Source organism: Vibrio halioticoli NBRC 102217 (assembly GCF_000496695.1).
GTDB classification, from domain to species: Bacteria; Pseudomonadota; Gammaproteobacteria; order Enterobacterales; family Vibrionaceae; genus Vibrio; species Vibrio halioticoli.
In genome coordinates this window covers 90,270-103,305 of record NZ_BAUJ01000003.1, presented here as the reverse complement: position 1 = coordinate 103,305, position 13,036 = coordinate 90,270, and the positions used below count along the sequence as shown (strand labels likewise).

11 protein-coding genes are annotated in these 13,036 nt (G+C 43.8%); 2 read left to right on the top strand and 9 right to left on the bottom strand.

Features of this window, described 5'->3' with window-relative positions; genetic code table 11:
• Nucleotides 1–106: 106 nt before the first annotated feature.
• The 3 genes from VHA01S_RS00620 to VHA01S_RS00610 are packed head-to-tail and all read right to left on the bottom strand — an operon-like array spanning nucleotide 107 to nucleotide 2,066.
• Nucleotides 107–664: a hypothetical protein gene (locus VHA01S_RS00620; protein ID WP_023402434.1), complete on the bottom strand. Its 558-nt coding sequence runs from the start codon at nucleotides 662–664 to the stop codon at nucleotides 107–109.
• Nucleotides 661–1,206, bottom strand: coding sequence for a PilN family protein (locus tag VHA01S_RS00615; protein ID WP_023402433.1), 546 nt, complete (start codon nucleotides 1,204–1,206; stop codon nucleotides 661–663). Before VHA01S_RS00615 ends, VHA01S_RS00620 begins: the two co-directional genes overlap by 4 nt.
• Nucleotides 1,206–2,066: a hypothetical protein gene (locus tag VHA01S_RS00610; protein WP_023402432.1), complete on the bottom strand. Its 861-nt coding sequence runs from the start codon at nucleotides 2,064–2,066 to the stop codon at nucleotides 1,206–1,208. Before VHA01S_RS00610 ends, VHA01S_RS00615 begins: the two co-directional genes overlap by 1 nt.
• Before the next feature lie 132 nt (nucleotides 2,067–2,198).
• On the opposite strand from VHA01S_RS00610, the gene VHA01S_RS00605 reads away from it, so the two are divergent.
• A complete protein-coding gene (locus VHA01S_RS00605; protein WP_023402431.1) occupies nucleotides 2,199–4,859 on the top strand; it encodes a penicillin-binding protein 1A in 2,661 nt (886 codons plus the stop codon).
• Between the two features lie 56 nt (nucleotides 4,860–4,915).
• Here VHA01S_RS00605 and oxyR read toward each other — a convergent pair whose 3' ends face one another.
• The 6 genes from oxyR to argC form a co-directional block, all read right to left on the bottom strand.
• The gene (oxyR, locus tag VHA01S_RS00600) at nucleotides 4,916–5,806 is read right to left on the bottom strand and encodes a DNA-binding transcriptional regulator OxyR (RefSeq protein WP_023402430.1); all 891 of its coding nucleotides are present in this window, start codon (nucleotides 5,804–5,806) and stop codon (nucleotides 4,916–4,918) included.
• 182 nt (nucleotides 5,807–5,988) lie between these two features.
• Nucleotides 5,989–6,336 carry a RidA family protein gene (locus tag VHA01S_RS00595; RefSeq protein WP_023402429.1) on the bottom strand — a complete coding sequence of 116 codons (348 nt, stop codon included), beginning with the start codon at nucleotides 6,334–6,336 and terminating at the stop codon, nucleotides 5,989–5,991.
• A 255-nt stretch (nucleotides 6,337–6,591) separates the two neighbouring features.
• On the bottom strand, nucleotides 6,592–8,466 hold the full coding sequence (gene argH, locus VHA01S_RS00590; RefSeq protein ID WP_021714278.1) for an argininosuccinate lyase: 1,875 nt from the start codon (nucleotides 8,464–8,466) through the stop codon (nucleotides 6,592–6,594).
• 56 nt (nucleotides 8,467–8,522) lie between these two features.
• On the bottom strand, nucleotides 8,523–9,737 hold the full coding sequence (locus tag VHA01S_RS00585; protein ID WP_021714277.1) for an argininosuccinate synthase: 1,215 nt from the start codon (nucleotides 9,735–9,737) through the stop codon (nucleotides 8,523–8,525).
• Between the two features lie 77 nt (nucleotides 9,738–9,814).
• Nucleotides 9,815–10,597 (bottom strand): acetylglutamate kinase, encoded by a 783-nt coding sequence (argB, locus tag VHA01S_RS00580; RefSeq protein WP_023402428.1) that lies wholly within the window; start codon nucleotides 10,595–10,597, stop codon nucleotides 9,815–9,817.
• Between the two features lie 22 nt (nucleotides 10,598–10,619).
• Entirely contained in the window at nucleotides 10,620–11,639 is a 1,020-nt protein-coding gene (gene argC / locus VHA01S_RS00575; RefSeq protein WP_023402427.1) for an N-acetyl-gamma-glutamyl-phosphate reductase, read from the bottom strand.
• A gap of 131 nt (nucleotides 11,640–11,770) precedes the next feature.
• Here argC and argE point away from each other — a divergent pair, with 131 nt between their 5' ends.
• Entirely contained in the window at nucleotides 11,771–12,928 is a 1,158-nt protein-coding gene (argE, locus tag VHA01S_RS00570; RefSeq protein WP_023402426.1) for an acetylornithine deacetylase, read from the top strand.
• Nucleotides 12,929–13,036: the final 108 nt, after the last annotated feature.

The following is a 13,036-nucleotide window of genomic DNA, read 5'->3' as shown; positions in this document are numbered from 1 at the left end:
ATTGCGAACCTCAATCGCTGGCGCAGAAAACCACTGCTGCTCCTCGGCAAGCACTGAACTAAAAAAAAACCATAGAATAAGGATGAAAGAAGTACGTTGCATGTGATTATTCCCCTACTTCATCCCCAACAAAAAAGTCGAACACAAATTGCCCATCAATCCGGTTGCTCTGCACCGAATCCCGCGCCAAGGTCATACTTTCTAGAGCGACAAAATCTGAATATTCCATCACCCTTTGCACTAAACTTCTAACGGCAGAAAACTCTCCTTGTACCTCCACCGTGAGGCGATGGCTGTTAGGTGCTTTATGCCATTGCCACACACTAAGAAGTACGGAAGAGCGCTGTAAATCAGCAGAGACATAATTAAACAGATTCACTTTCGACAATGTTAAGGGGCGATTCATTGTCAGCTGTTGATATTGAGCTTGATAATCGGGTTGTGGCTGGGCCAGTAACTCTAACTTTTTTAAATAAATAAGATGCTCATGCTGCTTGGATGACAACTGTTCTATGAGTTCTTGTTGTTTAGGTTGAATAAGCGCAATCCAAACTCCCCATGCACCAAGCACGCAACTGCTTGCCATTAATACACTGACGCCATAAATCCAAGCTTTAGGGAAATAAAGCCAGCGACTCCAATCGTAAAACAATAACCAACTCACAGTGCTTCACTGACCAGTTGAAATGAAATTAAGAACAGAGTACTGGTTTGCATATCATCGCTAGTCTTTGGTAGCAGTTGTTCAATCTGTAGATACTTTAAAAAAGGCGATTTGGCTAAATAATCCATAAAAGGGCTAAGTTGATGGAGATATTGCACCCTTCCTTTGATTTCACATTCTGAAAATTGGCAAGCAAAACTCAACAAGCTGATGCCTTGCATCGCAGGTTTATGGGGCAAAATATCAATGGGTAAAGGACGCTCGCCTTGCGCATAATAGCTCTGAACGAGAAGCAGGCGCTCACGCCAGTTAGTTTTCTCATCTGCGATACGAGTCGCCTCAATATGAATGCGCTTCGCTGCATTTATTTCAGAGTTCAATGCTTGTAACTCAACACGCAGTTGCTGTTGATATTGCGTGGTTAACCTCAAAGCAATCAGCAGGCTAATCAAGACTAATAAGGGCAACAAAGTAAGGCGTAGCCAGAAAACCCACTTTTTACGCCGTGCTATCTGTTCTCGCCAAGGAAGGAAGTTAATCATTAGACGACCTCACACCACGACATAGCGCCGAGCGCACAAGCCAGTGCTGGATAATACGAACTAAATGCCATCAGTTCCGTGTCTTGAGCTTTATCCTGCAACAGTTGTGAGGCATCAATACAACACACTGTTGAGTAGGTAGCGGTTTTATCTTGAAAGTTCCTGACTTGCGTCTGAGAGCCAAATAACAACAAACTCAAACTCGACCCTTCTGCTTGTAAACTCACCGCTAATTCATGCTGCTGTAAGCTCTGCGCCAGTTCAGAAAAACGGCAGGGATTGGAATCAAATGTATGTGTGGTCAGTCGCCCGTCAAGAGATACCGCTGTGATTTTGTCATCGCGGATTTCTAAGGCATAGTGAGCCGTTAGTTGGCTATCAGATAGTAATTGCTGGCTCAAGATAGCTAAATCGGTCAGCGCCCACCCCACCACATTAATGGTTAAGCTACTTTCCTTTAGCAAAGTATCCAATGTCTCCTTTTTGCAGATAAATAAGTCTATATCCTCTGGCGTACTTTGCTCTGCACTGCGTTTATAATCATAGGCGAGAGGGTCTTGTCCTAACACTTGAGATAACTGTTCACGCACATAAGATGACTCTTCATCTACGGATAACGGTGAATTTATAACAGAACTCTTACGTAACACCTCTTCAAATTGTAAGCTTATTGCGACACAATTCCGCCATTTTGGTAAATGCTTATTTAGCTCTGCGCTAACGGATTTCCAATCATTTTTACTTTTAATCGGATAAGTCAGGCAATCCTGTATTTTCCAACCCAATTTACTGTTCTTCAACACAACACAAATCAGTTTGTTTTGACGTATAGAAATGCCGGAAAATATGGAATAAAGCATACAAATCCCTGTTAAATACAGTAAATATCAAAAATTTAGGTAGCCAATGAAAAAAGCGGTTACACTAAGTTATTGTTTATGCTCATTGTTAATATGAGCAAATTTAAATCTTTCAAAAACAAGGAAACTTGGGTGAAGTTCATAAAGATTACGTTAGTTCTTGCACTGATTTGCATAGTTCTTGGGCTAGGTACAATTTTTGGTTTTTACTATTATCTAAAGCCTCAATTGCCGGATGTGGCAACGCTGAAAGATGTTGAACTGCAAACACCAATGCAGGTATACACACACGACGGTAAGCTAATTGCCCAGTTTGGCGAAAAGCGTCGTATCCCTTTAAAACTTGATCAAATCCCTCAAGAACTGATTGATGCTGTTATCTCTACCGAAGATAGCCGCTTCTATGAGCACTATGGTTTTGACCCTATCGGTATTACTCGCGCCGCTGTCGCCGTAATCTCAACAGGTTCAGCCAGTCAAGGGGCAAGTACCATTACTCAGCAGTTGGCTCGAAACTTCTTCTTATCCAATGAGAAGAAAGTAATGCGTAAAATTAAAGAGATATTTATTGCCGTTCACATTGAGCAGTTATTGAGTAAACAAGAGATCCTCGAGTTATACCTCAATAAAATCTATCTAGGACATCGCTCCTATGGTGTAGGTGCCGCTGCCCAAGTTTACTTTGGTAAAAGTCTACAAGACCTCACGCTAGGTGAGTTGGCGGTGATTGCCGGCCTACCCAAAGCGCCGTCGACCATGAACCCTATCTATTCCATTGATCGCGCCACTACGCGACGTAATGTGGTACTGGGCCGAATGCTAGCTGAGCAAAAAATCACTCAACAGCAATTTGATGATGCGACAGCAGAAGATCTGTTAGGTGAAACTCATGGCGCACAGCCACAAGTAAGAGCGCCATACGTGGCAGAGATTGCTCGTGCTTGGATGGTGAAAAAATTTGGTGAAGAAGCGGCTTATACCTCAGGTATGCGCATCTACACCACGGTAGATTCAAAACTGCAAAATGCAGCTAATATTGCGGCTGTCACTAACCTTGTGAACTACGACGAACGTCATGGTTACCGTGGTGAAGAGAAAGTCGTTTGGGCAGCCAATGCAACCGCTATGGATCAACCTGCTCTAGAGAAATACCTACGTACCCAACCAAGCTACGGTGCTATGCGCCCGGCTGTGGTCACTAACATTGAGGGTAAAACGGCTCAAGTTTTCATTAAAAGTTATGGTTACCAAACTATAGAATGGGATGGCATGAGTTGGGCTCGTCGTTATAAAACCGATAAGAGCCAAGGTCCTGCACCGAAAAGCGCATCTGACATTCTAGAAGTTGGCCAACAAGTTTGGGTTCGTCCAACGGACATAGCTCGCGCACTGACTCCTGTAGAAACGCCTGTCGTTGATACAAAAGCAGATACAGAGCAACAGCCTGCAGAAGAGCCAACGCCGATTGTTTGGCGACTAAGCCAAATACCAAGTGCGAATACAGCAATGGTTTCAATTGAACCAACCTCAGGGCGTATTACCTCATTGGTTGGCGGGTTTAACTTTGTACACAACAAGTTCAACCGTGCCACTCAATCGTTACGTCAGGTAGGCTCAAGTATTAAACCATTTATCTATTCGGCTGCGATTGATGATGGCATGACTTTGGCAACCTTGATCAACGATGCCCCTATCAACCAATGGGATGAGAGTGCTGGTACTGCGTGGCGTCCTAAAAACTCACCACCGACTTATCTTGGTCCAACGCGTCTTCGTATCGGGCTTGCTCAATCGAAAAACGTAATGGCGGTGCGTGTATTGCGTGCTGTGGGTCTGGATAAGACTCGTGATTACCTCACTCGCTTTGGCTTTGCTAAAGAGAACACGCCGCGCTCAGAAACCATCGCACTAGGTGCCGGTAGCTTGACACCAGTGCAAATGGCGCAAGGTTATTCCGTATTTGCCAACGGCGGTTACTATGTAGAACCTTTCTACATTGAACGTGTAGAAAACCCATATGGTGAAGTTCGTTTCCAAGCTAACCCAACGGTTATCTGTAAAACTCACTGTGACAACACCTTAGTGACTGACGTGACTAAACACGCTCAAGATCATGAGATGAAACTAACAGAGCTAACCAATGACAAAGGTGAAAGTATTCAGGCTGAGCATACTCAACCAAGATACGCACCAAGAGTGATTACCCCACAAACCGCTTTCTTAGTTAGAGAGTTGATGTACAGCAACATCTGGGGTGGTGGTAACTGGTCTAAAGGTACTGGCTGGAATGGCACAGGTTTCCGTGCGCAAACCTTAAAACGTCGTGATATCGGCGGTAAAACAGGTACCACTAACTCATCGAAAGATGCTTGGTACAGTGGCTTTGGTCCAAATGTTGTTGCCGTTACTTGGGTTGGTTTTGATAATCATAACCGCAACCTAGGACGTACCAGCAAAAACGCTAACCTAGGCTCTAAACAAGCCTCTGGCGGTGAAGCGGGGGCTAAAACAGCGCAACCTGCGTGGATTGACTTTATGCGTGTGGCATTGGCTGATAAGCCAATTAAACGTAAGCATGTGCCTAGACACATCATTCAAGCGCGTATTGATCGTAGTTCTAGCCTACTGACACAAAAAGCCGACGAAACATCTCGCTTTGAGTATTTTCTAGAAGGCACAGCACCAACAGAATACGAACCTGAAAACACCAGCAATGGATTCTACGGCGAAGATATTTTCTCCAGTGACTCCTCTGATAGTGAGGATGGCGAAGATAGCGGAAGCTTATTCTAAGTATTAGAAACACAAAATCCCCAGACAACGTCTGGGGTTTTTTTTATCTCGCTTAATCAAGACTCTTGCAAGCTATTGGCAATATACTTTGCTAATGCCTCAAACCTTGGTTTGAATGGTGAGCCCGGTCGATAAGCCAAAACCAATTTTCTACAGGGTTGAGGGTTGACCGCTTCAATATAGCTTACGCCATCTTTAGATTTTTCCTGTGGCACCGCTAATTCTGGTAACAGAGTAATGCCCGATCCCGCAGAAACCATATTTCTCAGTGTTTCTAAGCTAGTTGCTTTAAAACGTTGATCTTCCACTGCGCCAGAGGCGAAGCAAAACCCTAATGCTTGATCTCGCAAACAGTGCCCGTCCCCCAAAGAAAGTACTGTACTGCCTTGCAACTCCTGCATATCCAGTTGCTCTAGCCCGCCCCATCGATGATTTTCAGGAACCGCCAGAACCAAAGGCTCTTCATATAGATCTAACTCATTAAAAGGTTCGGTTTCTTTTACCGCGGCCAGAATAAGACAATCCAGTTTTCCCTCTTCCAATTGTGAAACCAACTGATGAGTTTGCGCTTCATACAGGAACATTTCTAAATCAGGAAAATCATGTTTTATCTTAGGGACAATCAGCGGCATCAAGTATGGGCCTACCGTAGGAATAAACCCAATATGTATCGGCCCTTGCATTGAGTCACCCTGTGCGCTGGCCATTTCAGTAAACTGCTTAATTTCCGCAAGTACCTTCTTGGCTTGTTCGACAAGTAACAGCCCAGCATCGGTAAACAACACTTTGCGACTGCTTCTTTCAAGTAAAGCGGTACCTAATTCATCTTCAAGTTTACGAATTTGACCACTTAACGTCGGCTGACTCACAAAACAGGCTTCAGCGGCCTTACGAAAATGTTTGTGCTCTGCCAAAGACACTAAATATTCAAAATCTCTAATATTCAAAAGCTTTTCTCAATAAGATTTACCTATCAAAAAGATAACACCAAACGCTAATACCTATCAAAAGAATTCCTAAATAACGTGGGGAACCCTTCAAAAACTGACATTAGATTTAACTATTTTACTGCGATAGGTTTCATATAAATAAGAAAATCTATAGCAAATAGTGCTATTAGCTACCGGTGTTATTTTTCTGCAGCAATCACTGAGATCTCAACTAACAGAGCTTCACGAGCCATATCTGCGGTAACACATGCTCTCGCCGGTGCATGACCTTCTGGTACCCAAGCATCCCAAACGGCATTCATTTCTTGGAAGTCCTGCATGTCTTTGATGTAGATAGTAGCAGACAGCATATGCTCTTTATCACTGCCCGCTTCGAGTAGCAGTTCTTCTACTTTATCCAGCATAGTTTGGGTTTGCTCAGTAATGCCTTTAGTGGCATCGGCACACACCTGACCACACAGGTAAATAGTCCCGTTATGCTTAACAATACGGCTCATTCGTTGTTTAGTTTGTTGACGTTCAATCATGGTATTTTTATCCCCTTAAAATAGAGACGGCATTGTAAATAAGTTCATGTTTGTGGGGCTAGATGAATGATTAGAAAGTGTCTATGAGATCGAATAGCAAATGACAGAAAATCGCTACAGCGCATAAAAACAAAAAGCCCTTGAACAGATTTGCTCAAGGGCCGTCTTAGAAATGGTCTAAGAAAAGCAGTGGTATTGTTATAGACACTGCTTTTTTAAACTAGTTCCTGATATTTAGCATAGTGCTGTGCAACATTAAGCGACGTTAACCGTGGCAATGATTTGCTCATTAAGATTCAGTTCTAATGCCACTTCATCACACGCATGTTGACGTGGACATTGTTCACAGTCTTTTAGCACTTTCTCTGGTAATAGCATTTTCGAGGTCGGAATGAAGTGATGCTTCATAAAGAACTCTGGCGTTCTAGTCAGTACAAAGACTTTCTTAATCGCCATTTGACGAGCTCGTTCTACCAAGTGCTGCACAACCGCTGTGCCTTGACCTTGTCCCTGCCAACCCGCTTCTACACCTAGAGAGCGAATTTCAGCTAAGCCTGAGTCATACACATACAGAGAAGCACAACCTGTCACTTCACCAAGATGCTCTGCGACCGCAAAAGAGCCAATATCACGGATCAGTTCACTGCGGCTACGCGGCAAGTTTTCACCTAAGCCAGCCCAGTAAGCCACCATACCTTCTAAGGTATCGATATCAGTGAGGCGAGCAGCGCGAACTTTAACGCCAGAGGTGTCTCTTTGCTCTAAACGTTGCTGTGCTTGCTCAACCGCATGCGCCACTTGTTGAGGGCTTACGCCGCCCAGTGCCGAACGCTTCTCAAGGCAAGAATCTATGGTCAGAATCTCGTACACATCATGCTCAATAACATCAGAGAACTGTTTCAGCTCTTCAATGCTCAACTCTTCCAGTGCGCAACCTTTGGCAATGGCCGCCACAACCGCAACCCCAACAATATGGTGCGCTTCACGGAATGGAATACCTTTCGCTACTAAGTAATCAGCAAGCTCAGTAGAGTTCGCATAGCCTTGTTTCGCCGCTTCAAGTGTACGTTCACCGTTCACTTTGATGCCTTCAAAACACAGACCCGCCATTTCCATACAATCGTTCCAAGTGTCTAAGGCGTCAAATAGACCTTCCTTATCTTCTTGCATGTCTTTGTTGTACGCTAGTGGCAATGCTTTAACTGTCATCATCATGCCAGCCAGTGAGCCGTATACACGACCACACTTACCACGAATCAGCTCTAGTGCATCTGGGTTTTTCTTCTGTGGCATCAATGAAGAACCTGAAGTCACAGTATCCGCTAATTCAATGAAGTTAGACTCACCTGAGTTGTAGAAGATCATATCTTCTGCCAGACGAGAAAGGTGCAACATTGACAGGGATGCAATCGACATCAGCTCCATAACATGGTCACGATCAGAAACAGAATCTAGGCTGTTACGAGTTGCGCGACGAAAGCCCAGTGAATGCGCGAGTTGCTCTCTATCCATTGGATAAGCCGTACCTGCCAATGCGCCAGAACCTAGCGGACAAGTGTCTAAACGCTTGATTGCGTCACTCAATCTTGAGTAATCACGCTCTAGCATTTCAACGTAGGCAAGACACCAGTGTGCAAAAGTTACCGGCTGAGCACGCTGTAAGTGCGTGTAACCTGGCAATACCGTACCTTGATGTTGCTCAGCAACAGAAACCATTTTGGTTTGCAGTTTATCTAAAGCAATCAACAGTTGATTACCTTGCTGACGACACCACAGTTTAAGATCCGTTGCTACCTGATCGTTACGTGAACGACCGGTGTGTAGCTTCTTACCCAGATCCCCGACTTTGCCGATTAACTGTTGCTCTACCCATGAGTGGATATCTTCAGCATCAGATTGAAGGATCTGTTCAGGATCCTCCATCACTTCAAGTTTTAGCTCGTTAAGTGCTAACTCAAGTTTCTGCTGCTCTTCTTCTGTTAGAACATTGACCGAATGCAGAGCCTTAGACCAAGCGATCGAGCCAACAATGTCTTGCTCAGCCAATCGGTAATCAAAGCGAAGTGAATCGTTGAACTGTTTAAACCGAGTGTCTGCTGCTTGGGTAAATCTACCGCCCCATAATGCCATTGTGTTCTCCTGAAATTCCTTAGTCTAATGCTGCTTACTTTATTCTATTTTTAACGCTATTTCTTTAATTCATTAAGAGCGCGGATTCTGCTTGAAAGCGAGTACAGACGGATAAAGCCTTCAGCATGGCTTTGGTCGTACACTTCGTCTTCGCCGAATGTAGCAAACTCTTCAGAGTAAAGGCTGTTGTCAGAACGTTTCTGAACAACGGTAGCTTGACCTTTATACAGTTTAATTACCACTTCACCATTCACATCTTGAGCCAGTTCATCTGAAGCAGCAAGGATTGAACGACATAGTGGAGTAAACCAACGGCCATCATAGACAAGGTGAGACGCTTTTACGCCCAACTCTTCACGGAATTCAAAAGCAGCTTTATCAAGCACAAGTTGCTCAACGGCACGTAGCGCTTCCATGATGATAGTGCCCCCTGGAGTTTCGTAACAACCACGAGATTTCATACCTACAAGACGGTTTTCTACGATATCGATACGACCAACACCGTGTTTAACGCCTTTTTCATTTAAGAATACTAGCGCGTTGTATGGCGTCATTTTCTCGCCATTGATCTCTGTCACTTCGCCTTTTTCAACTTTAACAGTCACTGTTTCTGATTCGTTTGGCGCTTGCTCTGGATCAACTGTCCATGCCCAGCAATCATCGTTTGGCGCATTCCATGTATCTTCTAGAACGCCACCTTCTGTTGAGATGTGCCATGCGTTTGCGTCACGAGAGTAGATTTTAGTCAGTGATGCAGAGCAAGGGATGTTACGCTCAGCTAGGTAATCTAGACACTCTTCACGGCTTACTAGATCCCACTCACGCCAAGGCGCAATTACATGTAGGTCTGGTGCTAGAGCAGCAAATGCGCCTTCAAAACGAACTTGGTCGTTACCTTTACCTGTACAGCCGTGACACAGTGCGTCTGCACCTACTTTACGTGCTACTTCAACTTGAGCCTTAGCGATAATAGGACGTGCCATAGAAGTGCCTAGTAGGTACTTACCTTCGTAGCATGCGCCTGTTTTTAGCGTTGGGAAGATGTAATCCGCTACCATTTCTTCTTTTAGGTCAGCAATGTAACAAGCCGATGCACCCGATGCTTTCGCTTTTTCTTCGATGCCTTGTAGCTCTTCTTCGCCCTGACCTACATCAGCCACAAACGCCACAACTTCACAGCCGTAGTTTTCTTTTAGCCAAGGGATGATAACTGATGTATCTAGGCCACCAGAGTAGGCTACAACGACCTTGTTTACTTTAACTTTGCTCATACTAAATTCTCCGATAAATAGGAAAGTTGCTTGTGGAACATTCCTAATAATTGTTATTTACTAAATGTAATTGCCTACTATTCAGGCTGAAAAAGGGTGCCAACATTTTGTCCGGCAAACAGTTGTTCTAATTTTTCTGGGTAGCGCCAAGAAGCGACTTGGATAGGTCGACCTAAATCGCTAGCCGCTTGCAGTGCAGCTTGAACTTTTACGATCATTCCGTCCGTGATCACTTGTCCATGAATTAACTCATCCGCTTGTTTCTCATTCAAACTCTCGAGCAAATGTCCTTTACCGTCTAGCACACCACTCACGTCAGACAATAATGCCAGTTCCGCATCCAAAGCACCTGCAACGGCAACGGCGGCTTGATCGGCATTTACATTCATCATTTGCCCAGCAGACGTTAAGCCAATTGAGCTAATGATAGGTAATGTGTTGGTTGCCAAAATGGCTTGTAATAAACTTGCGTCTACAGGCGTTGCTTTACCGACTGCGCCCAATTCTGGATCAAGCTGTTCGATATGACACAATCCGCCATCAGCAAGACATAAGCCTGCGGTTTTTAAACCCGCTTTAATCGCTTCGCCTTGTAGCATTTTGTTGGCAGTACCTGCTAATGCGCCTGTAATTAGAGGAATCTGCTCTTGTGGAGTCACGCGCAGTCCGTCTTTCTTAGTGGAAGTCAGTTGTAAGCTATTTAGCAACTCATCCACCAAATAACCGCCTCCGTGTACCACAACAATTGAGCGTTGAGATTGTTGAGACGCTTGCTCAATCGCCTTAAATAACTTCGACAAAGTTTCGCTGCATTCAAGTGCTGCTCCACCTAATTTAATCACTAACGGTAATGTGCTCATAAATGACTTCCTTTGCGACGACTTAAAACAACGCTGTTGTTTCAGGGAATTGATTACGAATATTCAAACATTGCATTGCTTGCGCAGATGCCCCTTTTAATAGGTTATCAATCGCAGAAACGACGATAAGATGTTGACCTTGTACTTTCCAACCAATATCGCAGAACGGTGTGTATTCCACGTCTTGTATTTTAGGCATATCTTGATGCTTTAGCCTTACTAACTCAGCGTCGTTGTAGGCTGAAATAAAGGCTTGCTCTACTTGTTCTGCGCTCACGTTGTCAGCTAGCTTGAGGGTAATTGTCGCTAAAATACCGCGTTTAAAATTACCTAGGTGAGGAGTAAAGATCACCTCTTGCCCTAAATGATTAGCAATTTCAGGTTGATGACGGTGAGTAAATACACCATACGCCTGTAAGCTCACTTCGCAAAAGCTATTGGTTTTGCTGGCTTTGATACCTGCGCCAGAAACGCCACTCACTGCATTGATAACCGGCCATTGCTTGCTATCTAGTAAACCTGCTTCAATAATTGGCTTAATCGCCAATTGTGATGCTGTTGGGTAACATCCTGCTACAGCCACTAAGTCAGTTTGTGCAATCTGCTCTTTATTCCATTCTGCTAAGCCATATACGGCTTGCTCAAGCTCTGCTAAATGTTCGTGCTCAAAACCGTAGTATTGAGTGTAGAAATCATCGCCTTGCACTCGGTATGCACCAGACAAGTCAAACACCTGACAATGATGGCTTAGAAATACTGGCGCTAAGTCGTGACTCACTTGGTGAGCAGTAGCAAGGAAAACAATATCAGCCTGTTGCGCGACTGCATCCACATCATTAAGTGGTAACAGTGGCATATCAATTTTACCAAGTAACTTGCCATGTAACTGACTAATAGGCTTATTTGCGTCTAGACTGTTGGCTGAAACATACAAACCTGATAGCGTGAGACTAGGATGTTTAAGTACCATATTGGCAAGTTCAGCGCCGGTATAACCGCTAGCTCCAATAATCGCTACTTTAAGTTGTTTTTCGTTAATCATCAGCCGACTCTATAAAATTGATTATTAATGTAACTAAAAAGGCTTATTTTGCTTTTTTATTCATTCTTTGTGACTTAGTATGTGTTTTAACCTTTCATTAGTTATCTGTCAATAGTGGATGCAAAGATAATATGCCTATACCTAAATTTGTTGATATTTATCAAGGCTTGATAAGTACTTCTTCCATCAGTTCTACCGACCCAAAATGGGACCAAGGAAACGCACAAGTTATTGCCAAACTTGCCACTTGGTTTGAAGACCTAGGTTTTACTGTGACCACAGAAGAAGTTGAACCCGGAAAATTAAACCTAATGGCTCAATTGGGTAGTGGTGAAGGTGGACTGTTACTTGCGGGACACACGGATACTGTTCCCTTTGATCAAGGTCGTTGGAATTTTGACCCTCACCAGTTAACTCTGTCGGATAATCGCTATTACGGCTTAGGCACTGCGGATATGAAAGGCTTCTTTGCTTTTATCCTAGATGCAGTAAAACAAATGCAAAAAAACGGCACCGATTGGAGCACGCAAAACAAGCCTTTGTATGTTCTTGCCACTTGTGATGAAGAAACCACTATGCTCGGTGCTAAGCATTTTGCCAAAGAGGCTCCCTTTAAACCTGACTACTGCATCATTGGTGAACCCACTAACTTAGTGCCGATACGTGGCCACAAAGGACACATGGCAAATGCCATTCGTATTACCGGTAAATCAGGGCATTCATCGGATCCTGCGCTAGGAATAAATGCGATAGAAATCATGCATGAAGTGATGTATTCGTTGATGCACCTAAAACAACAGTTGATCAAAGACTACCACCATCCTGGATTTGCTATCCCTAACCCAACTATGAATTTGGGGCACATTCACGGCGGTGACAGTGCCAACCGTATTTGTGGCTGTTGTGAATTGCATTACGATCTTAGACCGCTTCCAGGTTTAAGCCTTGAGAGCCTAGATCAATTACTGCACGAGCATCTACAGACTGTGATGCAAAAATGGCCCGGACGAATTGAAGTCAAACCACTGCATCCGCCAATTCCAGGTTATGAATGTCATGCCGATCACCACTTTGTGCAAGAGATGCAGCTTATATGCGATACCGAATCACAAACGGTCAACTACTGTACAGAAGCGCCTTATTTACAAGAGTTATGCCCTACTTTGGTGATGGGACCGGGATCTATTGACCAAGCGCATCAACCAGATGAATTTTTAAGTTTAGATTTTATAAACCCAACAATTAATATTTTACAAAAATCGATCAATCAATACTGTTTTTCGAGTTAGTTTTAGCGATTAGTGAAATAAAGTTTCAACATAAAAATTGTTTGAGTCAGCTATTATGATTCAAATCAATTCAAACGTTGGTTTTTCAATCAAATTTGTTCAAAGTTT

Excerpts from the sequence above, each read along its gene's own strand:
- VHA01S_RS00615 (WP_023402433.1), bottom strand. The coding sequence starts at position 1,206 with ATGATTAACTTCCTTCCTTGGCGAGAACAGATAGCACGGCGTAAAAAG.
- VHA01S_RS00610 (WP_023402432.1), bottom strand. The coding sequence starts at position 2,066 with ATGCTTTATTCCATATTTTCCGGCATTTCTATACGTCAAAACAAACTG.
- VHA01S_RS00595 (WP_023402429.1), bottom strand. The coding sequence starts at position 6,336 with ATGATTGAACGTCAACAAACTAAACAACGAATGAGCCGTATTGTTAAG.
- argH (WP_021714278.1), bottom strand. The coding sequence starts at position 8,466 with ATGGCATTATGGGGCGGTAGATTTACCCAAGCAGCAGACACTCGGTTT.
- VHA01S_RS00585 (WP_021714277.1), bottom strand. The coding sequence starts at position 9,737 with ATGAGCAAAGTTAAAGTAAACAAGGTCGTTGTAGCCTACTCTGGTGGC.
- argB (WP_023402428.1), bottom strand. The coding sequence starts at position 10,597 with ATGAGCACATTACCGTTAGTGATTAAATTAGGTGGAGCAGCACTTGAA.
- argC (WP_023402427.1), bottom strand. The coding sequence starts at position 11,639 with ATGATTAACGAAAAACAACTTAAAGTAGCGATTATTGGAGCTAGCGGT.
- argE (WP_023402426.1), top strand. The coding sequence starts at position 11,771 with ATGCCTATACCTAAATTTGTTGATATTTATCAAGGCTTGATAAGTACT.